This is a genomic window from Dysgonomonas mossii DSM 22836 (genome assembly GCF_000213575.1).
Taxonomy (GTDB): domain Bacteria; phylum Bacteroidota; class Bacteroidia; order Bacteroidales; family Dysgonomonadaceae; genus Dysgonomonas; species Dysgonomonas mossii.
The window spans coordinates 1-22651 of the sequence record NZ_GL892015.1 but is presented as its reverse complement, the minus strand read 5'-3'; the positions used below and the strand labels follow the sequence as shown (position 1 = coordinate 22651).

The 22651-nt window shown below is 34.9% G+C and carries 32 protein-coding genes; 30 read left to right on the top strand and 2 right to left on the bottom strand.

Translation table 11 applies throughout. From position 1 onward, the window contains the following. Positions 1-159 precede the first annotated feature (159 nt). From HMPREF9456_RS16710 to HMPREF9456_RS16620, 20 genes are all read left to right on the top strand, one after another. Positions 160-528 carry a hypothetical protein gene (locus HMPREF9456_RS16710; protein ID WP_006844758.1) on the top strand — a complete coding sequence of 123 codons (369 nt, stop codon included), beginning with the start codon at positions 160-162 and terminating at the stop codon, positions 526-528. 20 nt (positions 529-548) lie between these two features. Further along, positions 549-986, top strand: a complete 438-nt coding sequence (locus tag HMPREF9456_RS16705) for a hypothetical protein (protein ID WP_006844757.1) — start codon at positions 549-551, stop codon at positions 984-986. 11 nt (positions 987-997) lie between these two features. Continuing rightward, positions 998-1858 (top strand): phosphoadenosine phosphosulfate reductase domain-containing protein, encoded by an 861-nt coding sequence (locus HMPREF9456_RS16700; protein ID WP_006844756.1) that lies wholly within the window; start codon positions 998-1000, stop codon positions 1856-1858. 263 nt (positions 1859-2121) lie between these two features. Continuing rightward, positions 2122-2289, top strand: a complete 168-nt coding sequence (locus HMPREF9456_RS17445) for a hypothetical protein (RefSeq protein ID WP_006844754.1) — start codon at positions 2122-2124, stop codon at positions 2287-2289. A 3-nt stretch (positions 2290-2292) separates the two neighbouring features. Next, entirely contained in the window at positions 2293-2637 is a 345-nt protein-coding gene (locus HMPREF9456_RS16690; protein ID WP_006844753.1) for a hypothetical protein, read from the top strand. Further along, entirely contained in the window at positions 2634-3161 is a 528-nt protein-coding gene (locus HMPREF9456_RS16685) for an ASCH domain-containing protein (protein ID WP_006844752.1), read from the top strand. Before HMPREF9456_RS16690 ends, HMPREF9456_RS16685 begins: the two co-directional genes overlap by 4 nt. Position 3162: 1 nt before the next feature. Then, entirely contained in the window at positions 3163-3594 is a 432-nt protein-coding gene (locus HMPREF9456_RS16680) for a hypothetical protein (protein ID WP_006844751.1), read from the top strand. Continuing rightward, positions 3579-4343 (top strand): hypothetical protein, encoded by a 765-nt coding sequence (locus tag HMPREF9456_RS16675; RefSeq protein WP_006844750.1) that lies wholly within the window; start codon positions 3579-3581, stop codon positions 4341-4343. The genes HMPREF9456_RS16680 and HMPREF9456_RS16675 overlap by 16 nt, the downstream gene beginning before the upstream one ends. 3 nt (positions 4344-4346) lie before the next feature. Continuing rightward, complete coding sequence (locus tag HMPREF9456_RS16670) at positions 4347-4652, top strand: hypothetical protein (RefSeq protein ID WP_006844749.1); 306 nt, start codon at positions 4347-4349, stop codon at positions 4650-4652. Between the two features lie 15 nt (positions 4653-4667). After that, on the top strand, positions 4668-4955 hold the full coding sequence (locus tag HMPREF9456_RS16665) for a DUF4406 domain-containing protein (RefSeq protein ID WP_006844713.1): 288 nt from the start codon (positions 4668-4670) through the stop codon (positions 4953-4955). Positions 4956-5033: 78 nt separating this feature from the next. After that, complete coding sequence (locus HMPREF9456_RS16660) at positions 5034-5375, top strand: hypothetical protein (protein ID WP_245531047.1); 342 nt, start codon at positions 5034-5036, stop codon at positions 5373-5375. Between the two features lie 20 nt (positions 5376-5395). Beyond that, positions 5396-5626 (top strand): hypothetical protein, encoded by a 231-nt coding sequence (locus tag HMPREF9456_RS16655; protein WP_006844747.1) that lies wholly within the window; start codon positions 5396-5398, stop codon positions 5624-5626. 48 nt (positions 5627-5674) lie between these two features. Further along, entirely contained in the window at positions 5675-5803 is a 129-nt protein-coding gene (locus HMPREF9456_RS17635; protein ID WP_006844746.1) for a hypothetical protein, read from the top strand. A 104-nt stretch (positions 5804-5907) separates the two neighbouring features. Beyond that, the gene (locus tag HMPREF9456_RS16650; protein ID WP_006844745.1) at positions 5908-6420 is read left to right on the top strand and encodes a hypothetical protein; all 513 of its coding nucleotides are present in this window, start codon (positions 5908-5910) and stop codon (positions 6418-6420) included. Continuing rightward, positions 6386-7738: a terminase family protein gene (locus HMPREF9456_RS16645; protein WP_006844744.1), complete on the top strand. Its 1353-nt coding sequence runs from the start codon at positions 6386-6388 to the stop codon at positions 7736-7738. The genes HMPREF9456_RS16650 and HMPREF9456_RS16645 overlap by 35 nt, the downstream gene beginning before the upstream one ends. 49 nt (positions 7739-7787) lie before the next feature. Beyond that, positions 7788-8354: a hypothetical protein gene (locus HMPREF9456_RS16640; RefSeq protein ID WP_006844743.1), complete on the top strand. Its 567-nt coding sequence runs from the start codon at positions 7788-7790 to the stop codon at positions 8352-8354. Beyond that, entirely contained in the window at positions 8351-8782 is a 432-nt protein-coding gene (locus HMPREF9456_RS16635; RefSeq protein WP_006844742.1) for a hypothetical protein, read from the top strand. Before HMPREF9456_RS16640 ends, HMPREF9456_RS16635 begins: the two co-directional genes overlap by 4 nt. After that, on the top strand, positions 8779-9282 hold the full coding sequence (locus HMPREF9456_RS16630) for a hypothetical protein (RefSeq protein WP_006844741.1): 504 nt from the start codon (positions 8779-8781) through the stop codon (positions 9280-9282). The genes HMPREF9456_RS16635 and HMPREF9456_RS16630 overlap by 4 nt, the downstream gene beginning before the upstream one ends. Next, positions 9279-10325, top strand: coding sequence for a hypothetical protein (locus HMPREF9456_RS16625; RefSeq protein WP_006844740.1), 1047 nt, complete (start codon positions 9279-9281; stop codon positions 10323-10325). Before HMPREF9456_RS16630 ends, HMPREF9456_RS16625 begins: the two co-directional genes overlap by 4 nt. Next, positions 10322-12187, top strand: coding sequence for a hypothetical protein (locus HMPREF9456_RS16620; RefSeq protein ID WP_006844739.1), 1866 nt, complete (start codon positions 10322-10324; stop codon positions 12185-12187). The genes HMPREF9456_RS16625 and HMPREF9456_RS16620 overlap by 4 nt, the downstream gene beginning before the upstream one ends. 25 nt (positions 12188-12212) lie before the next feature. On the opposite strand, the gene HMPREF9456_RS16615 is transcribed toward HMPREF9456_RS16620, so the two are convergent. Together HMPREF9456_RS16615 and HMPREF9456_RS16610 are read right to left on the bottom strand one after the other, a co-directional pair. After that, positions 12213-12563: a hypothetical protein gene (locus HMPREF9456_RS16615; protein WP_006844738.1), complete on the bottom strand. Its 351-nt coding sequence runs from the start codon at positions 12561-12563 to the stop codon at positions 12213-12215. Between the two features lie 3 nt (positions 12564-12566). Then, on the bottom strand, positions 12567-12992 hold the full coding sequence (locus HMPREF9456_RS16610; protein ID WP_006844737.1) for a hypothetical protein: 426 nt from the start codon (positions 12990-12992) through the stop codon (positions 12567-12569). Between the two features lie 131 nt (positions 12993-13123). Between HMPREF9456_RS16610 and HMPREF9456_RS17690 the strand changes: the two genes are divergently transcribed. The 10 genes from HMPREF9456_RS17690 to HMPREF9456_RS16560 all read left to right on the top strand — a co-directional run. Then, entirely contained in the window at positions 13124-13453 is a 330-nt protein-coding gene (locus HMPREF9456_RS17690; RefSeq protein WP_018075171.1) for a hypothetical protein, read from the top strand. Further along, a complete protein-coding gene (locus HMPREF9456_RS16600; protein ID WP_006844735.1) occupies positions 13453-16719 on the top strand; it encodes a phage tail tape measure protein in 3267 nt (1088 codons plus the stop codon). The genes HMPREF9456_RS17690 and HMPREF9456_RS16600 overlap by 1 nt, the downstream gene beginning before the upstream one ends. Continuing rightward, positions 16716-16943, top strand: a complete 228-nt coding sequence (locus HMPREF9456_RS16595) for a hypothetical protein (protein WP_006844734.1) — start codon at positions 16716-16718, stop codon at positions 16941-16943. The genes HMPREF9456_RS16600 and HMPREF9456_RS16595 overlap by 4 nt, the downstream gene beginning before the upstream one ends. A 100-nt stretch (positions 16944-17043) precedes the next feature. Continuing rightward, positions 17044-18117, top strand: coding sequence for an ATP-dependent Clp protease proteolytic subunit (locus HMPREF9456_RS16590; RefSeq protein ID WP_006844733.1), 1074 nt, complete (start codon positions 17044-17046; stop codon positions 18115-18117). Further along, the gene (locus HMPREF9456_RS16585) at positions 18117-19199 is read left to right on the top strand and encodes a hypothetical protein (protein ID WP_006844732.1); all 1083 of its coding nucleotides are present in this window, start codon (positions 18117-18119) and stop codon (positions 19197-19199) included. The genes HMPREF9456_RS16590 and HMPREF9456_RS16585 overlap by 1 nt, the downstream gene beginning before the upstream one ends. A 14-nt stretch (positions 19200-19213) precedes the next feature. Continuing rightward, complete coding sequence (locus HMPREF9456_RS16580; RefSeq protein ID WP_006844731.1) at positions 19214-19843, top strand: hypothetical protein; 630 nt, start codon at positions 19214-19216, stop codon at positions 19841-19843. Further along, the gene (locus tag HMPREF9456_RS16575; RefSeq protein WP_006844730.1) at positions 19843-20322 is read left to right on the top strand and encodes a hypothetical protein; all 480 of its coding nucleotides are present in this window, start codon (positions 19843-19845) and stop codon (positions 20320-20322) included. Before HMPREF9456_RS16580 ends, HMPREF9456_RS16575 begins: the two co-directional genes overlap by 1 nt. Before the next feature lie 8 nt (positions 20323-20330). Further along, positions 20331-21506: a hypothetical protein gene (locus HMPREF9456_RS16570; protein ID WP_006844729.1), complete on the top strand. Its 1176-nt coding sequence runs from the start codon at positions 20331-20333 to the stop codon at positions 21504-21506. Next, positions 21484-22041: a DUF6712 family protein gene (locus HMPREF9456_RS16565; protein WP_006844728.1), complete on the top strand. Its 558-nt coding sequence runs from the start codon at positions 21484-21486 to the stop codon at positions 22039-22041. Before HMPREF9456_RS16570 ends, HMPREF9456_RS16565 begins: the two co-directional genes overlap by 23 nt. 2 nt (positions 22042-22043) lie before the next feature. Continuing rightward, the coding region (locus tag HMPREF9456_RS16560) for a hypothetical protein (RefSeq protein ID WP_006844727.1) at positions 22044-22651 on the top strand (608 nt) is incomplete at its 3' end.

Genomic DNA, 22651 nt, shown 5'->3' with positions numbered 1-22651 from the left:
ACCTATACCCGAATGATACTGTAATTGTTGGGGATGCTCATCAATACCTGTTAGAGCATTATCAAGAGTTTTGATTTTATTTGGTGTTCACCTCCGTGTCCTACGCATTCGATAATCAATTTTACGCTAAACTCTATCGGTGTCGTTCGCTATCCAGATATGACGCTATATCAAGAAATAATATTATTACAAAAGTTTTTTAAAGGTAAGTATTGCATTGAGAATGTGAAACCGTACTATGAGCCGTTAATAAAACCTCAAGCATCGGGTAGGCATTACTTCTGGGCTAACTTCCAGATACCGCCATTGGTAAACAGGATAAAGCATCAGGATATGAACGGTACTAATGGGGGGGGCAATAAACAGAAAGCTAAACAGCTTTTAGGATTTGATCTATCAAAATATGATTGTCCCAAAAAAGAAAAACTACTCCGCAATTGTGTAGATCCTCTTATAGGCAAAGCAATCTTAGACAAGGTACTTGAAATAGAATCACACAATCAAATCAAGCAAGGCGTATTATTTTAAACTAACAATATTTTAAAGCTATGAAACTAAACATAAGCCACCTATACCCGTATTTGCCGTATGGGATGAAATGGAAATTTGACGGGGAAGATTTAACTCATGATGTTGTGGGCTTAGACATTACAAACAGAGGCGTGAAGTTAGTATCTCCGTATAACGATTATGGAGATTGTGAAATAAGTTCTGGAAAGCCTATCCTTCTCCCTATATCCTCACTCTACACAGAAATGGAAGATGGGAAAGTGCCCGCGATTGAATTGGCAAAAATAGCCAACCCCAAAACAACATGGACGCTACAACCTGACTGTAATTTCCCATTAAGTAATATAGGGGAATTATTCGCTTGGACTATTGATGAAAATGAGTTCTATTTTCACTTGGAATGGAAAGATTATAGTAAACATTATTTTAATCAATTGGGATGCTTTATACAAAGCCAAGCAGTTACTAACAGATAATACAAAAGAGGATGAGAAAGAATAAAGATATAATTACATGGTGGTCTGGCGGTGTAACATCTGCTGTTACCTGTAAGCTTTGTATTGATTTATACGGTAAAGATCGTGTTCGTATTATATTCATAGATACCAAAAACGAACATGATGATACTTATAGATTTCTACGAGATTGTGAAAAATGGTATGGAGTATCAATAGAAACGATATCTAGTCAGTTTGAATCAATAGAGGGTGTCTGGCGAACATATTTATCTTTAAACACCGCACATGGAGCAATATGCTCTACTATCCTCAAACGTAGGGTTCGTGAAGATTGGCAAACAAATAATACTTGGACATATCAAGCGTTCGGATTTGATTTAAAAGAAGCTCATAGAGCTGTTTCTATGACAATCAATAACCCAAAAGTAAAAGCTATATATCCTTTATTGCTCTATGGGTTGCTAAAAAAAGATTGCGTTAAGATACTAGAAGATGCTGGTATAGTTCTTCCTGTTCCATATTTGAACGGATACGAAAATAACAATTGCGATAAAACAGGATGTGTTCAAGGTGGTATCGGATATTGGCAAAAAAGACAGCGTGAGGAATACGATAAATTCTATCGAATGGCTATGAGAGAGCATGAACTCACCAATCTGAAAGGTGAACCAGTCACAATATGTAAAGATCAAAGCAAAGAAGCGAAAGCTAAAGGAGGTTTTGTTCCTGTATTTTTATTACCACACCCAGACTATCCCGATGTAAAAGATATTTCAATGTTCAAAGGTCGAGAGCCAGAACCATTAGTCGAATGTAACGGATTTTGCGGTCTTGATGATTTGAAAGTCTACTTTGAAAAGAAAGAAAAACAACAAGTATTACAATTTTAACCCCTCATTACTAACAGATAAAGAATGAAGATCAATGGTTCACTGATTGTAAAGAGTGGATATTTTGCGATAGGCAAGATTGGATTGATATGTATTCAGTATTATGCTGTGGCGGTAGATATAACTACAATAAGAATGGAGAATTGGATAAGTTCCACAAAGCCACCCTCTCCGAGCTTCAAGCCCATTTCCAACGTGTATAGAAAACCTCACTTTCCTATACATGAAATTTTAACGTGTATAATTTTTAAAGAAAAATAGATATGAAAACAATAGGTGATGTAAAAATAGAAAAAAGAGATAGTGAAATAATCGACATTACAATTCCAAATATTGAAAATGATGAAGGGGTAACATTCGGAGTTACTTATAAAGAAGCCGAATATATTGCTTATTATATTTTAGGATTAACAGACGGCTCTAAAGAATAAATTATGATACACCTAACAGATAAACACATAGCCGTAGAGATTCCAGAGGATGCAACAGAATTGGAAATAAGTTATGAAAATCCTACACATCTAGTGTATAAGTTTGGAGCAGAAAAAATACATGATGGATTTGTCAAAGCTGAAATAGTAGGCGTTACTCCGCTAACAGAGCAGCAGATACATAGCATAGTAGGAAGTCAATTTACAAAAGGAACTACATATTGTGGAGATTTCAGTATTCCGTATGGATATAATATCTCACCGAAAGACAGATGGGATGATATACAACGACTAAAGCGACTCGACCCTAACAAGAAGTACGCAATTATTAAAATTGAAAAGGAATGAAAAAGATAATGTTCAATGATCGCTTCGGACTTACCGATGCAGTTTTAGAAGGTAGAAAGACTGTGACTAGGAGGATAGCAAAGGAATCCAATGATCTATCAATTATTAACGGAAAGCCTACGTATTTAGGTAAACAACAATACCAAGTCGGAGAAGTGGTTGCTATTGCTCAAAAATATAAGGATATTATTGACTATAGTCACTATAGCGATAAGGAGATAGAATCGATTTCAAAGTCCGCAGGGTGGAGTAATAAAATTTTTGTTCTTTCTTATCTTATGCCTAGTCAAATAGAAATAATCGATGTAAGAGTAGAAAGGCTTCAAGATATTACCGATGAAGATTGCATCAAAGAGGGTATAATGGCAGATGAAGACAATTATTTCTTCCGATATGATACTAACGGTGATTATATATTTGGAACTCCACTTGAAGCATTTGCTGAATTGATTGATAAAGTTGCTAAAAAAGGCACATGGGAAAGTAACCCTTATGTTTTCAGGTATGAATTTAAACTCAAATAACATGGAAGAAATAAAAGCAGGGGATATAATGCTGAATAATTGGTTTCACGTAAATGGATATCCAATGTATGTAGACTCTATATTCAGAGATACAGTTTATCTCGAATTTGAAGGCAACGAGGGTGATGTATGGGAGGAAAATATAAAAGACTTAAAGCCCATCACCCTAACTGAAGATATACTGTTGAAGGCAGGAGCAAAGAGATTAGAAGAAAATAAGGTTGCCATAATGCTAAACGGTCCAGCTACACATTTAATTTTAATGAAGGTTGGCACGCATTGGTATCCGCAAATAGAACAAACAGGTGAATCTGTCTCTGATGGGGTAAATACCGTGCATCTTAATTTCATTGATTATGCGCATCAGGCTCAGATATTATTCAAAGCACTAACGGGAAACGATTTAAAGATAGAGGTATGCAGGAAGATATAATAAAATATAAATGGAGACGTGGTGATAAATATGGAGACGCCCCGATCAACTCAATAAGGGATTTAGGTGAAAGTATACTTGGGAAATTAGACACCGCAATTTCATTTATGTATTTGTTTCGAAGATTCGGAATGCCAGAACAAACAAATAGAGATGAGTACAAAATCCTTTATTGCTATGAGTTTAAGTATAAAGATATGCTTTTTTCAGTACATGCTAGCTACTATGAACATGTATATTTCAATGCGCTGATGCCTAAACATTATAAGTCTGAAAGAATTAAAGAGTATAGAAAAATTACAGCTAAATTAGCTAAGGATTCTTTAAGGGAAGGTGTCGTTTATATGCCGTATAGTATACCGTATTTCAATAACTTTTCTAAACCTATACAGGCTAAAATAAATAAGCTATACGATGACAAGGCAAAGGAGTATTTTTCGGAAGAAGACTATCAATTCTTATGCGATTATAAGTTCTCTGATGAATTATTCGCTAATACTCCATATTATGACAAGATAAAACCCTTCAATAAAGAGCTGTGTAAAATATTTCGTGCATATATTAGCGAAGATCAACTAGGCTTATTTAAAGGAGATACTATTTCTAATTATCCCAATCTTGAAATTCAATGTAAAGAGTTTTTCAATGAACTACTAAGGGGGTATTATTTACGTGATGTTCCTATTAATATTAGAGGTTATGAAAACGAAAACAATGTTATTAAATTATTTGAAAACGAGGAGGATTAACCCATGACTAAAGACGAAATAAAAAAACTGATAGAGGAAGAAGCGGAAAGATACGCAGACAGTAAAGGCATATACAATCAACATGGAGAAGCATTGCTAAAAATGGGATTCAAGAAAGGCGCAAACTTCATCCTCTCCAAGTGGCAAGAAGCTGAAAGGTGGAGAAAGTTTACAACAGATGATTTGCCAAATTTAGGAATGAGAATATTATTAAAAAATGGTAATCGACGCGATACAACAGTCGTTCACTCTCATCAACATATACATGAATTAGCTGAATGTTTCACAGAATGGAAACCCATATCATAACATAACGGAAAGAAGATGAAAGTATACATATCAGGCCCTATTAGCGGGTTACCTTTAGAAACTGTCTATAACAACTTCACTAATGCTGAAGTACGACTTTTAGAACAAGGATATGAGGTCGTAAATCCTCTTAATAACGGACTGCCCACAAATGCAACATGGAACGAACACATGAGAGCCGATTTAAAGCTATTGCTTGATTGTGATGCTATATACATGCTTAATGGATGGGAGTATTCAAAAGGGGCTAGTTTAGAATATGATTTAGCTATTGATTTAGGCTTTAAACTTATTCATTTCTGACATTTTTTAAAAATATTCCCGGTTTAAATATCAAAAGTGATGGTTCGTCAACGGGCCAGTACAACAAAATGTAACAAAATGAAAGATAAATCAGAAGTAAAATCAAATCCTAGGCCGATGTTTTATGCTTGTGCTTTGGAAGGACTTAGAAAGATAGCTATGGATTGCGGGTATGCTTTAGCTATTCATGGTACTTGTGTATCAGATATGGATCTAATAGCCGTACGATGGAAAGAGAACTACGAATCACCAACTTATTTAGTTGCAGCATTTTTTAAGGAATTATCTCGTTTCACATTTGGTAGTGATGAAGTTGACATCATCGCACATTCACAACCCGAAACTAGATTTGATACCCATATTCATTATACTATTCCCATTATTGGTGATTGGTATATTGATTTATGCGTAATACAGTAATACGACTTAGAAGATTAACCATGGCAAAAAGAAAAGGAAGTTCAGGTATCGAAGTAGCCTTAAGATATAAGCGTTTTACTGAATTAAGAAAGCAAGGTCTAAAAGTAGAAGATATTGGAAACATAGTCGGATACGATCATTCAACAGTATCATACGGAATAAAGGTATACAACCAAAACCAAATCATGTATGATAAGATAATAGAAGCGAATAAACATCAACAAAACAAAAAGGCAACCCCACATCACTAAGGTTGCCTTCTTTTTAAATAACCTTTTTTATTAATTAAATAATTAATTATGAAACATCTTACATTTAAACAAGCAAGGCAGGAAGCGACAACTTATAATATGCTACTTGCTAAAGGATTTATTCAACCGGATAACCAAAAACCATTAGATGAAGCAATAGAATCTGTTTTTGAGTAATTTAATAAAAGGGGTATAGGAAAACTATATCCCTTAATTATTTTCTACTATTTAGAATAAATCTAAATAATAATTAATATATTTGTACTATAAACTAGATAGTTATGATTGATGATGATAAGAATAAAGTTGGTAGACCTACATCTTTTAAAGAAGAGTATGTCGAACTGGCCTATAAATATTGTTTATTAGGTGCAACAGATAAAGATTTGGCTCAATTCTTTGAGGTTACAGAGACGACCATAAATAATTGGAAGAATGATCATACCGAATTTTTTGAGTCCATAAAAAAGGGGAAATCTGAGGCTGACGCTATAATAGCATCAAGCCTCTACAATAGAGCCAAAGGTGCTATAATAAACCAACAGCAAGCCTTTAAGGTAAAAACTGTAACCTATAACGATAAAGGGCAAAAAACCGAAATAGAATCAATAGAAATAGTTAATTTACAGCAAGAGCAACCACCTGATACAACAGCAGGTATATTCTGGCTTAAGAATCGGAAGCCTGATAGGTGGAGGGATAAAATAGAGACTCAACACTCAGGTGATGTAAACATTATTTGGAAAGAAGAAAAAACGTATGAAGCTAAGCCACAAACAGACTATAACGATTGACTTACTTGAAGATAAAAAAACAAGAGAAGTCCAATATGGAGGAGCTGCCGGAGGTGGTAAATCTATATTAGAATCTTATTGGCTTACAAAAAATTCTCTAAAATATCCTGATACTAAATGGCTGCTTGGAAGAGCAAAGATGAAGACGCTCAAAGAGACCACATTGAAATCTCTCTTCAAGGTGTTTAGTATGCAGGGAATAACACCAAACTATTACAAATACAATGGGGCTAATGATAAAGAAAACCCTAACACTATACAATTTTATAACGGTTCGCTTATAATACTTAAGGATTTATTTTATTATCCATCTGATCCTGAGTTTGACGAACTTGGATCATTAGAAATTACAGGGGCTGCTATAGATGAAAATAGCCAGATAACAGAGAAGTGTTGGAATATAGTTATGTCACGTATCAGGCATGATGTTGCCAAGAATGGGCTTATTCCAAAGATGTTCGGAGCATGTAATCCAACAAAGAATTTTGTCTATAACAGATTTTATAAACCACACAGGGACGGAATACTGCCAGATGATAAAGCATTTATTCAGGCATTAGTTACAGATAATCCATTTGTAGATAAATTCTATATTGAGAATCTTAAAAATTTAGATCCTATAAGCAGGGCAAGACTTCTGGATGGAGAATGGGAATATGATGATGACCCATACGTCTTAATGCAATATGAAAAAATAGTCGATCTTTTCACAAATTCCCATGTATCCGGAGGTCCTAGATATATGACAATTGATGTTGCAAGACTAGGGAAAGATGATACTACAATAAGGATATGGGAGGGGCTTATTTCTATTTATAAAAAAGTAATACCGAAATGTAGAATAGATGATCTTACAGTCTTAGCAAGAAAATTACAAACTGAATATTCGGTACCAAACAGTAATACTATTGCTGATGAAGATGGTGTAGGTGGTGGGCTTGTTGATAACTTAAGATGCAAAGGATTTGTAAATAATTCAAAGCCACTACCCATTTATGGAGAAGTAAGAAATTACCAGAACTTAAGATCTCAATGTTATTTCAAACTTGCCGAAATAGTGAATAGTAATTTAATGTATCTTAAGAACGAACCCATTGTAGACAGAGAAAGAGTCGTAAAAGAGTTGGAGCAAATAAAACAAATAGATGCCGATAAGGATACAAAGCTTAAAGTAATAACAAAGGAGATGCTAAAGTCCATACTAGGTAAATCAACAGACGAGGCAGATAATCTGATGATGCGTGTATGGTTTGAACTAAAGAAGATGGAGAATAGAATGTGTAAAGCCCCAAAAGCTTACACCTCTGTCATAACGTAAGTTTTATATACATATAATGCCAAAAATGTAAAATAGAGATTATAACAAAATGATAATAGATAGGCATACAACATTAGAGGAATTTATATTTTATATGGATCTTTTTAATTTAGATGAAAGTAAAATTGATGAGTTATTTGGATTACTAAATAATTATAAATTCTCAGAAATGTTTAGAGTTTCATTTGATGAATTAAAGTTCAAACAGCTAATAGAACTACAGACTAAAATAAAATCATTTCATGACCTAATATTTGTTTCGTTTGAAGTATTACATGGATTAAAATATAATGATATTATATCACTTAGTGCATTCGATTGTCTTGGGTTTGCGCTATATGCTAAAAACGAAATAAGCCGTATAACTAACCTATTTAAAGATATCGAATATAAACCAACGGCAGAAGAAGAAAGAGCCGGAATAAAGAAATTATCACATGGATTTTTCGGTACAATAGATTGGTATGCAAGAAGGATGGGTATATCTAATCACGATGAAGTTGTAGAGCTTAACTGGATGAGGATATACCAATGCCTTAAAATAGATTCAGATAATAATATCTTCGAAAAAAGATATAGGCAAATAATTACTCAACAACAAAAACTAACAAGATGAGTGTACAGCAGAAGATAAAAGATATAGTTCAAACCATTGATGGTCTTGATTATATGTACAATGATTGGACTAGAGCGAATGTAGAATTTGATTTTGATAAGGTTAAATTTCCTGTATGCCTAAGCGTATTACCTGTCTCAGGACAATTGTATAATCATAATGGTAATTTCAGAGATTATCCTAATTGTCTTATAGCTTTTCTTGATCTTGCTGATCTTGATTTTGACGGAGAAGAGAATGATAGCACAGTAGAACGGATGAAGGATTATGCTAAGAAATTTGTCATAGCTATAAACAAATCAAAACAGTTTGCTCCAATACCTGAGACTATTCCTTATTCTGTTGTGTATGATATGTTAGATCAAAATTTAACAGGGGTAACGATACAAGTTCAATTGAAAGAATTAATAGGCGACTGTGTACTATGAATCTGTCCGAAAACATAAAGAAAACCGTTATTCTATCCCTTGTCAGTCTAGAGAGTAAGATAATAGAAAACCATTTAGCAGCAAACCAAAAGGCAAGTGGTAAAACTATAAACTCTCTAATGATTGAAGAGACAAGAACAGGTGCTATGTTGAAAGGACGCAAGTATTTTGCTACACTAGAAACAGGACGTAAGGAAGGCAAGACACCGAGAAATATAAATGAAATTATTCAGAAATGGATATTAGACAAGGGAATACCATTTGACCCTATACCATATAAAAGAGAACCGTCTGATAAATGGCAGCCTAAATATTCAGCAGAACAGAGAGGATTAATGAGTTTTGCCGGGGCTGTTTCCCATAAAATAGCATCGGAAGGCACAAGCCTATATATGCAAGGTGGTAGGAAAGATATATTCACGAAGCCTACACAAGAGGCTGTCAATGATATAAGAACTAAATTAACAGGAATATTCAAAGTCGAAATTCAGAAATTATGATTACAACAGTAGGCGACATAGAAATAATTTACCCGGATCTTGGATTTGCATTTAACCCTATCCGTATTTTTGTAAATAATTATACTGTAGAAGATTCTTTGATTCTTGAATCCAATGGGATAAAAATAGAGAAAGAACCATATCAGGAGACATTAACTGTTACATTTGAGTTGTCGGCAATAGCAAAGTCATTGTTTGATAGGCTACATTTTTACAAAATAGAAGAGAATGATACAACGCTATATAAGGTATTGTCATTTGTAATAAAGAATAGCTCCGGTATAATATATGAAGGTTCTATTCCTGTTATTTGGGGGGCTTTACAAATAGGTGAAACATACACCCAAAATAAAACGTTGACTTATTTCAAAGGGTTCCCATTTACTGTTCCGTTATATACAGAGCAAGCAATAGTCTTAAAAGCTAATGGAGTAGAATATAAAACTCTGTCACCCGGTAAACATAATATAGATATTTCAGATATATCATCATCAGGAAATATACATATCGAAGGTTATGACGAAGTGTATAGAAAAACATTTGATTATACTTTTGATTATACATTTGGCCAGCAAAGAATATTATTAGGGAAAGATCTTAGCATAGATATAAATGTTGTCGATTGTCCAAGTGATGGTGTCTATCTCAGATGGATAAATAAATACGGCGAATATAATTATTATCTCTTCCAATCAAGCAATCAAAGTATAACTACAAAGAATAATAGTATTGCTTATGATAGTATATTTTATAGAGTATCTCTTACAGATAAATATCATTTTGGAACCGGTAAATCAATAGGAAAGTATGCGGAAGAAACCATCAAACTTTATGCTCCGTTGGTAGATTCTATTACATTCGACTTACTTTTAGGGTTGATCGAAAGCCCTGTTATAGATATGTTCCTTGGTTATGATACTGAAAATAAACAAAATTGGATATCTATATCAGTTGCAGAAGGAACATTCGTTAAAGGCACTTCAGAGTTGCAAGACTTTGAGTTATATATGATACCTAACAAACGTCAATTACAAACATTATGATCCGAGAAGTATACATAGACGAGCAGCAGATAGATATCGAGAATGATAACGCTGCGGGATATATCTTTACATCTCCTATATTCAGGGATATAACAAAGATACTATCTAACAGGACAACAACATATAAAGTACCAAAAACGCAAAGGAACCTTACAATATTCGGACTCTCTAATAATCCTGATGTCTATTCTATTTTTCCATACCGTGAACATACATTCGAAGAAATAAGGGATGGACTCACATTCATTAAAGGGATATGTACTTTACTTAAATCAGGAGAAGAAGATCTCGAGCTTTCCGTTGTATGGGGTAATACTATCAACCTGTTAAAACTAAAGGATCTTAAGCTTAGGGATATATCTAGTAGCGAGTATCTAACTTGGTCTAATGACACACCATTCTTACCGGATAGTTCAACAGCGCAAAAAGGATTTATTAAAATTGATTTCGGGCATGGTTTAAGCGACATACAGTATATCCACCCATCAGTGACGTATGATTATATCTTAAAGCTTATTGAAGCTGATACAGGCGTACAATTCATTTATGATGTTGAGAAGTTCGGGGATGTATTCACTAAGCGATGGGTTCCGCTCATTGATAAGAACGCGAATGAAATAACATGGGCCGATAAGTATTTCGCTCATATAAATTTAATAGGATACAACACGACTGGCGCATATAAATTTTCATTCTTTAAGTTTACAGCCGTATCTGGTAACCCTGATTTAATAGGCGGTGGTATAATCTCAGATGTAAACATGATAAAAGGAAAAGAGGGTTCTACTGTTATTATCAAATCCAGTTCTTTTGTTAAGGTTCCAAATACATTGGTTGATCCTACAAGCTACCAGTTAAGAGTAATAGCGACTGATAGTTTAAATGTATATGCAGAACAATATTTTCCTATCACCATGAATGAAGATGGCGACTATGTTAGTACTATGGCTTTAGATTTTAGCTTCGATCTAACGGAGGATAAGAACATATACATAGCAGCCCAGTATAGAAAAAGCACATCATACGTTAAGCTTGATGGAACTGAAATACTTGTTACCTCTATAGGACATGATATTTATGTCAGATACGATGAAGTAAAATTCGGTGATAAATTTCCAATTGTCCCTAACCTTCCTGATCTTACCGTTGTTGACTTCCTTAAAAATATTATGTGGCAATATGGGTTGTTTGTATTCTATAAGGCAGATATCAACAATTCGGCTATACAGTTTGTTTCCGTATCCGATATCTATGGGGGTAAATACAAAGCATATGATTGGACAAACTTAATAGCCGACAGAAAAAATATGCTTATGACGTATGTGTACTCAGACTATGCTCAAAAGAATATAATCAAATATAAGAAGGACGATTCGGTAAAGACAAAAGCAGACGGATACTTCACTATAGACAATCAAACCATCCCCAAAGAGAAAGAATTGTTCGAGCTTTATTTTGCTCCATCCGATAACATCACAGATTCTAACGCTAATACATACGCGTATATTCCGATATATGATGCGTCCGGTAATTATAAGAGTGTTAGCTATAGAGTGTTGATAAAAAGAAGATATAGTGATGAGTCTACAGGTATTGGATATTTAAGCGCATTTTTTGACAAAGAAATGTATTTTATGGGCGATAACGGACTTATTAAGAAATACTACGATACCTATCAGTTTATTATCAATCAGCCTGCCATATTAGAATGTTATGTATATCTGAAAGGATTAGACCTGTACACATACAATGAGCTTGTTCCTATATTTATCGACGGCACTTATTACATGATGCAAGAGATTACGGTTAATACCGATGGACTCGCTAAATGTAAGCTGATACGCATGCCATATTATAGATAAAGAAAAAGGGGCGTTTGCCCCTTTCTTATTCTACCTTAGTATATTCTATCCACGTTGATTTATTCTCAAATACTGATAGCTTATTACCCGCAAGCTTATAAGGCCTTTCATGCTTATCATTTAATATGATATTATCCTTTGTTAGTTTATAAGTCCATGAATATGAATCAACCTTGGAAGTCGTTGGCCATGTTTCCCAATACTCGCTAGTGCATAGGTCTGTTTTAAAAATATACACTGTTGAGTCAACGCTTGTGTCTTTTCTGTACCATGAACCCCACAGCAGGGAGTTATCGATATATTCCGGTTCATTCTCGTTATCTGACGAGCAGGAAATAACAAGCACGACAAGTAACACACAAGATAAATGTTTCATATTTTATTTCTTTATAGCCATTCCTGTAATAACATATCCATTCCCGAATTCTTTATCATTTGTATATGATACCTTAAAGTTTATTGCACCATTAGCACCTGCATTTTTACTCTTTCGAACAAACTCATCTATAGCTTCATACACAGAATAATACTCAGCTCTAGGTTCCTCAAAAAAACTTTTCTTACGTTCCTGTACGCTATCTCCCTTACCTTGTTTGCCTGTTTCTTTTTTCTTGGTTCCTTTTACAACTGTAACTACAGACCCAATAGGCTTATAATCAAAACTAACAGAGTTACTTTCTGTAATAAAGAAACCTTGACTTGTATATCTCGAATAATCAATAACAACTGTTTCATTAATTGATTTATACATCGAACACGAAGTAAATAAAAGAACCGCTAATAGTATGTAAAATAAATTCTTCATATTAATTAAAAGTTTGTTATATCACAAATGTATTAAATATTTGTTTTTCAATAGATAATCGATTAAGATATTTCATTTATTTAGAATCATTCTAAATAAAATTACTATATTTGTACTATATAATATTAAGAATGATAGTCATTTATAATAAAATATTACCACTAAAAGGATACATAGCAATCAATATACTTGGAGTGTTGTTTGCAAGAAAAGAATTTAATCCTTTAAGGGGTTGGATGATTAATCATGAGCGCATACATACCAGACAGATGATAGAAATGTTTTTCGTATTCTTTTATGTTTGGTATATCCTAGAGTTTATGTTTCGCATTATTCAATACAGGCAGATAAAATACGCCTATATGAATATATCTTTTGAGAGGGAAGCATATAAACACCAATACGATCTAAATTATTTAAAAGACAGAAAATTTCTTTCATTTATTAAATACTTGAAATAATGGCAGACGCAAACAGTAAGCAGGAAGATATCATACTGGATATAGATGTTCGGTATGAAGATGCCATATCCGGAATAGTTAAATATAAAAAAGCTATCGAGGATATCCGTAGGGCAAACGCTGAATATAAGAAAGAAGTACAGGACGGCACAAAAACAGAAGATGAATACAACAAGGCTGTTGCTGCAAATGCTGAGATCACAACGCAGTACAACAATAAGATAAAGGCGTTGCGCAAAGAGATACAGAACAACATCAAGGAAGAAACAAACAGAACAGGAAGTATTAAAAAACTGGAAGCTGAGATAGCACGTCTGGTTCGTCAATATGAAGTCCTTGGAAATACAGAATCCGAAATAGCTCAAAAGAAAGATCTATCCGAAAAGATATCATCATTGCAAAGCCAGCTTAATGCAGAGAATGAAGCGTTAGGGAGATTTTACGGACAAGTCGGTAATTACGAAAACGCTATAAAGAATGTGCTCGGATTAAATACCGAGTTCGGTAATTCATTCTTGCAGTTAGCACAATCTTCTACTACCGGGGAAGCAAGCTTAAAGTCGTTCTTTACCAATAGTACTACATCTGTTAAGGCATTCGGAGGAGCTTTAACAGGTCTTCTTGCTAATCCTGCCTTTCTTGTCATTGCCGGAATAGTAGGTGTTGGGGTAGCCTTTAAGTTCTGGTATGATTATAACAAAGGAATAGAGGAAGCAACAAGATTAACCAAACAATTTACTAGACTATCTGGGAATGATCTTAAGGCATACCGCAATGAAGTATCCGGAATATCAGAAACATTCAATAAAGACTTCAAAGAGGTTCTCGAGGCTTCTAATGCTATATCGAAACAATTCGGAATTACCAATCAGGAAGCCTTAAAACTCGTAAAGGATGGATTTGTAGCGGGAGCCGATGCCAACGGTGAATACCTGAGTACGTTAAAAGAATATCCCGCATACTTTAAAGAGGCGGGTATATCAGCCGATCAGTTTATTGCTATAGTTGCAGAAACAGGGAATCAGGGTGTATTTTCCGACAAGGGGATTGATGCAATAAAAGAAGCTAACTTACGGCTTCGTGAAATGAATACTTCTACGGCAGATGCATTAAAGGGTATTGGCATTTCATCCGTTCAGGTTCAGAAGGATTTACAGAGTGGAGCCAAGACTACTTTTGAAGTAATGCAGGATATATCCGAAAAGCTTAACGAATACCCGGAACAAAGCAAACAGGTAGGATCAGCGATAGCCGATATTTTCGGAGGTGCCGGAGAAGATGCAGGGCTTCAATATCTGAAAACATTAAAAGACATAGACACGAATATCGATAGTGTCAAGAAGAAAACAGGACAGCTAGGGGAAATTCAGGAACGTCAATTAAATGCAAATGTAGAGCTACAGAATGTTGTTTCTGCTTTATTCGATCAGACAGGTGGAACGTTTGAATCATTGATAGGAAACGCAAAAATATTTGCCACAGAATCACTTACAAGTATTGTTAAGGGTCTTATATCTATAGTAAATTGGTTTATTGAAATCTACAATAAATCAATGTATGTAAGAAGCGGTGTTAATGCGATTACATTTGCGTTTAGCTCATTGTTGGAGGTTGTAAAAGTCTTATTTGGCTCTGCTTTGGATTTGACTAAGATATTAGCTAATTCCTTCAAGGCTTTACTTACTGGTGAATTTTCGTCTATACCTGACATTGTAGATAAGGGGATGAAAGAAACTACTAACAGGTTTCAGAAGTCATGGGATAATATTAAGGATATAGCGAAAAAATCAGTAGAAGAAACACTATCAGGTAATATTAAGCCTATTGATATTCCTGTTAATGTAGTCAATGGTACCGATTCGAGCACTAAACAATCCGGTAAGAATAAACCTGTATTGACTGATGAGATGAAAAAAGCAGCAGAAGAAGAAAGAAAAGCTGCTATAGAACTTGCAAAATTTAGATTAGAGACTGAAATAAAAAGCAATAAAGATATTGCCGATAATCAGGAAAAATCTTATGATGAAAGGCTGAATGCTTTAGGTAATTACTTCAATTTACAGAAAGCTTATATAGAGAAGTCAAAAGAATTTGAGTTGACTCAAAAAGGACTTACGGCTTCACAAATTAAATTGATAAAAGAGAAATCAAATCAGCAACAAATAGATCTTGATAAAGAATTAGCGGATAAGTCACTTCAAATAATGAAGGATGCCGAGTCTAAAAGGATTGAGATCTTAAATACGGATATCCAAAATAGATTATCGGCAGTCAAGCAAGGAAGCGATCAGGAACTTGCCTTACGTATTCAGCAGTTAGATATCCAACGACAAATAGAAATTGATGCAGCAGAAAAGACCGGGGCGGATAAAAAAGCCATAAACGATAAATATGCCTTATTGCAGAATGAGGAGCAACAAAAATATTTCGATTACTGGAATCAACAGGCACAAAAGCAGTATCAGAATGATATAATGCAAGCCCAATTAAATAATCAGAATACACTAGGATTGCAGATAGCAGCAAAACAAGCGGAAATTGCATCTCTTTCACAGTTGCAAAATGAAAGTGATGTTGATTACCTGAATAGAAAACTTGTGCTTCAAGGCCAACTAAAACAACTGGAAGATGATTTATTCCAATATCAGTTAGAAAGCCAAACTAAATATATGCAGGCAGTATCTACCATTGCCGGAGGATTTGAAGAACTGTTTACATCTCTTGCCGAAGATAATGAGGCGTTTGCTGTATTTGCAAAGGCGATGGCTTTATATCAAATAGGAATTGATACAGCTACAGCCCTTACCACAGGTATTGCACAAGCACAAAAAGCAGGACCATTCCCAGCTAATCTTGTCGCTATTGCAACTACAGTAGCTACAATATTATCTAATATAGCAAAAGCCAAGAAGTATCTAAGCTCTGAAAAACAGCCTAAAGCTCCTTCTTTTGCTACAGGTGGATATGTTAGCGGTGAAGGCTCAGGAACATCAGATAGTATTTCTGCATATTTAAGTAATGGAGAGAGTGTACTAACTGCACGTGCAACATCTATGTTTTCTCCTGTGCTATCAGCATTTAATCAGATAGGCGGTGGAGTTCCTATATCAACACAGGATACAGCAAATCAGGTTATGGGAGAAGAAATGTTATCAAGGGCATTTTCAAAAGCGGTTCAATCTTTGCCTAACCCTGTAGTATCTGTTCAGGAAATAGATAATGTAAATAATAGAATATCCATATTAGAAACATCGAGGAGTATATGAAAGCGTATGAAGTTTTATTATTGGCAAAACCCGCATTGGAAAAACTGGCTGATGTTGGAGTAAGCCCGAAGGATATACAGCATTTAGAAATGTTCAATGATTACATGAATCTAAAATCTGAAGGACATAAAGTCGCGTATATTGAAGCGTACCTATGCGACCAATACAACATAAGTGAAAGGCGTTTTTATCAGATAATAAAAAACATGTGTAAGGATTTATAGATAAGTTACATACTGCAATTTTTATTACACCTACTATTTGGAATGATTCTAAATAGTAGGTTTTTTATTTCATACATTTGAAGTATCAAATTATTTATAAATGGTAAACATAAAAGGAATAATAGGAAATGGAGAAGGAGAGGTTAATCTTCTTTCTGTAATCGAACAAGCAAACAAGGAGTCTGGGGACACAATACATGTCCTTATAGATTCATTTGGGGGTGATTTGGACGAAGGTATTTCCATATACAATTATCTGAAAGGTTTAGGCAAGACGATAATCACAGAATGTGTAAACAATTGCGCTTCTGCTGCAACTATCGTTTTTATGGCTGGATCTAAAAGGATAGCAGGATGTCCTCAAATGATACATAACCCATATATCGAAGGCGCATGCGGAACAGGTGATGAGCTTAAAGAACTTGCAACCTTCGTAAAGAGTAAAGAGACAGAAATGGAGAATATATATTCTCAATATACCAATATAAGCAAAGAAGTTCTTTCAGATCTTATGGATAGGGAAACGTATATATCACCTTCACAGGCTGTATCTATAGGACTTGCGACAGAATCGAAACAAATTGCATTCGCTAAAATAAATATAAATATTAACAAAAATGAAGTAAAAATGAGTGAAAAAAAAGGTCTTGGCACCATATTACGCGAATATTTCGGTGTAAGTGCTAAAAAAGAACCGACAGTTTATAACATGGACTTGTCCACAGCAGACGGAGGAACTTTGTCTATTGACAGAACAGAAGGAAGCCCGCAAGTTGGAGATAACGCTGCTCCTGATGGATCTCACACAATGCCTGATGGAACTGTTATCGTTGTTGAAAATGGTGTGATTACTGAAATAGTAGAACCGGATACAAGCGCGCAAGCGGATACAGTTGATGAAGCTGCAAATGAAATTGAAATGCTTGTTGAGGAATTGCAAACTCAGGTAGAAACTCTACAGGAGCAATTAGTTGCTGCCAGAGCTAACGAACGTACGAAAGAGGATCTTAAGATTATCAATGCAGTTAAGATGTGCGGAGGCTATGAGAAGGTATTCAAGGATAAGGTTTCGGCATACAAACCACAATCAAGAAGCAATAAGGAAACAAAGATTGAAGCATCTAACTCTCTGAGAGATAGAATAAACGAATTAAAACAGAAAGGAGTGAAATAATGGGAAGTACAGCATTAAATAATATTAATCAATTGACGCCCGATAATCTGGCAATCCGTGACTTAAGAGAGCTTTTGTTTCTTGAGGTACTACAGGCCGGAGCAATAAATGAGATCGTTGATCTTAACTATGGCGTCTTAAATGGGGCTCACCTTGGAGGTGTTGGTGAGTTTGGTCTTCTAGGAGAAGATAAGGCAATGTGCCGTCCAACATTTAACAATACAAATCTGGCAACCCAACAAAAGATATGGGAGCTGGGGCGTATTGTCGTTGCAGAAGAAATGTGTGCCGATGATTTTGAATCTACAGTTGCTAAATTTAGCATGAAGACCGGAACCGATCGCGCGGATCTAACGCAAACAGATTTACTTAGTTATATTATTGAACCAAGACTAAAAACAGCCATTGAGAAAATGATTTGGCGTGTATCATGGTTTGGAGATAAAGCAGCTCAAAATGTATATGATGGCGGTATTATTAAGGACGGTATTGATGTAAAATTCTTTACAATGGCTGACGGTTTATTTAAGAAACTGTTTGCTATTACCGCTGCAAATACAAAACAAAGAGTAACTATTGCAGCTAATACCGCTGCAACTTATACAGCTCAGCGCGACAATATGAGGGCATCGGGAGCAGCTACCGGAGTTATAGATGCTTTGGTATACAATGCTAATCCAATCTTACGTCAGGCAGAAGGAAGATTCATTCTATGTACACAATCATTTGCTGATGCATTGGCAATCGATATTAAAGCTAACAACAAGGGTTCTGATCTTCAATGGCAATCTTTATTCGGAGGCTTGGCGTACGCTACTGAATATAACGGTGAAAAATTAATACGTCTTCCTATATGGGATGAGATGATCCAAGCTTTCGAAGATAATGGTACCACATTGAATAAGCCTCATAGAGCATTATTCTGTACTAAGGATAATCTTAAAGTAGGTTTTGAATCAAGCAATCTTATGCCGGATCTTAAAATTTGGTTCTCAGAAGACGACCAGACTAATAAGATACTAGGTCGTGACAAGATGGGTACGTTGACATGGCAAGATGAATTGATCCAATTTGCTTATTAAGAAAGGGGGATATTATGGGATATTGTGATGAAATAATCAAACAAGACATTCAACAGGACTGCTCTAACCCATTAGTTATGGGATTGGATCAGGAGGGTATTATAATAAACTACAAAGACATTGATTTCTCAGAAACAGAGTATGAGCCCGATGTTGTTGGCCCTCCTGCTGTTGCAGGACGCAAAAATGTGATTACTAAAATAGGTTTAAAAACAGGTAAAAAAGCCTATAAGATAGTCGTAAGCGGGAATAAGCCTTTCAGTGGAACAACCACAACAATGGAAGTTGGCACCAATAGAAATACATTCACAAATAACGTAGGGATAGTTATTCTTAATAACGATCCTGATGTTTGCGAAAATATAATTGACGGTCTGGCAACAGGTAAATTTGTATGTATATTAGAAAACAATTTCAAGAATACAAACAAAGCTACAAAACCCGGTGATTCTACTTTCCAAGTGTATGGTTTCTATCAAGGATTGAGGGCTGCAACACTCGAAAATGATAAGTATTCAGAAGATACAGACGGAGGATGGAATGTCGTATTGACAGAAACAAAAGCCCCTCGTTCCGGCATGTTCTATTTTGATACTGATATCGCTACTACAAGAGCTAAGATAGAATCCTTAACTACTGTATAATGGTTGATTTGTTAAACAGGATAGAAGATATGAAAGTTCGTTTCGACCAATCGGGCGAACTTTCATCTTCGGATAAATCATTTATTGATTCCTATTACGAAAGGATATTATCAAAGTCTTTCAATAGAAGTAGTTGTAATCAATGTTATCGAGATGCTTTTATTGAGATATACATTTATGTTAAACAAAACGGAATAAAGAAAATGGGTAAATATATATTAAAAAGAGAGGAGTTAATTCATATAGCAGGTGATCCTCAGGTTTATACTAGGGCAAATCTAACCGATGATATTGCTATTAAATATCTAAAAAAATATCCAAATGCAATATCTAAGTTTGAATCGTTCCCGGATAAATTGGATAATGAAAATGAAGATACAATATCCGATATTACTCCGGTTACAGTTGAAGACAACGAGCCAAAGAAAAAAACATTTAAAAAGAGAAAAGAGCCGAAATCTAATGAACCTATAGAATAGGATTTACCATGAATGTAAAAACCGTAAAACGAACAGAACCAAGGATTGAATATCCGAATATTACCAACCTTAAGATAATAGCTTATGGTTATAATAATCTATACCCACAAGAGATAAAATCAATTGTAGCTTGTTCGGAATCGGGAACAACATGCTTAAATAGATATGTTCAATTTATACAGGGTAATGGGTTCTTAGATGAATCACTTGCATCGTTGATAGTAAACCGTCATGGCGATACCCTTGATGATATTCTACAGTCAATATCTGAGGATTTAGGCAATTGGGGCGGTTACGCATTACATGTAAACTATAATGTTATTGGGGAAATAATAGAAATTAACCATATACCATTTGAAAATTGCCGTCTTGGGGAAGAAGACGATAACGGATATAGCTCTAAAATAGCTGTATTTCCTGATTGGACAGGAAAGAAAAAACGCAATAATAAAATATTAAAGCCAACTGTAGAAAGTATTGAATATCTAGATAGGTTTAATCCTGATAGAGAAGTTATTATGTCTCAGATTGAAAGAGCAGGAGGGATATATGAATATAACGGTCAAGTATTATGGTTCTCATCTGCCGGAAAGCAGGAATACCCAAAAGCTATATATGACAGTGTGGTAACTCAGATGAGTACGGAAGAAGGTCTAGGAAATATAGCATACAGAAATACTAGATGCAATTTCTTGCCGAGTAAGATAATTGTATTTAAGAAAGGACAGGACTCACCACAAAAAGAAGATGAAGACGGAATAAAAAAAGACGAAAGAGGAAATGAAATAGCCCAAGCAATAGCAAATGTACAAGGTGATATAAATACAGGGAAGGCGGTAGTATTAGAAACCGAGTACGATGAAGAAATACCACAGGTGTTTGATTTGCAGGGAGCTAATTATGATAAAGATTTTACGGTGACTACAGATGCTGCCTGTGAAAAAATATATGCAGCTTTTGGGCAAGAGGTATGGCACCGATTAAGAAAAGGAAGTGTAGGTTTTAGTTCTGATATAATGAGAGACGCTTATGATGTTTATTCTTCTATTACAGGTACAGAAAGAAGAATGATAGAACGCGCTTTTGATAGAATATTTAAAAATTGGCATCAGGATATACCAACATCTGATTTTACTATTGAACCATTAAAATATATATCAAGTGAAACATCTGACATCCAGTGAGAATATAAAGTCAACTGCTGCAAGATTTGTAAGTAGCAAGCTTGATGATAATAGGATAGATCCATATATAGATGAATGTGAACAAATAAACATTAAATCTCAAATAGGGGAATCATTATTTATTGATCTGGTTGAGTATGTTAATGCAGAAGACAAATCAGGATATCCGGTAGAATATGACACACTTCTAAATGGAGGTACCTATGAAGCTGAGGTATGCGGGTCTAACTATAAAAGGCAGCTTAACGGATTAGTAAAATCATTAAATTACTATGTATGGTCTAAGATTGTAAAGAATAATAATTATACAGTAACCCGATATGCTACGGTAACTAAAGTTGACGACTATTCTAAGAATGCAGAGCTGAAGGAAAGATTAGTACTAGAGAAAGATGCGCTAACTGTTGCCGATAAATATCTTATGGAATGTATCGATTATTTAAAGGCAAAGTCTGATAAGTTCCCTTTATTTAATATAAGTGGTTCAAAGCCAAAATTCAATAATAGGTTAAATATTAAAATTATAGGAGATTAAATATGTCACAGGATTTGCAAGATATATCTAACCTGATAAGAAATGAAACAGATGAAGGTGGCAATACAAAGGAACGTATAGCAAGTGCCTTTGACACTGTAAATACTGACAAATTAGATTCTGGAGGTTCAACCAAGACTGGGGCGCAACTTGATACTGAATTTACGCAAAATGGCATTAAACTACAATACGGAACAAATAGGCTTAACCCAAACTATTCAGACGGATTTAACAAAGGCTTAGATACGAACGGAAATATAATAACTAGTCCAGGGTGGTATGTAACACCACTTATTAGATGGGACGGTGAAACATCATTGCTTTGTCAAAGATATCGTTTAAGCTGCCAATATGATGCATCAGGAAAGTTTGTGGCGGGTAGCTACAATATTACTTCATCGGGAAGCACAGAGCTTAATATTACCGTGAACAAGGCAAGTGGAGCGGTATATATGCGTATGATGCTGCCTATGACGAATAAAGACATATCAATGATCGTCACAGGCACGGTAATGCCTTCTCCGTATGTTCCATTCAAACAGGTTGTGAGTACTGATTTAAACGGTGGTACAACGGAATTTATACCAAATATATCGATTGATGAGAAATT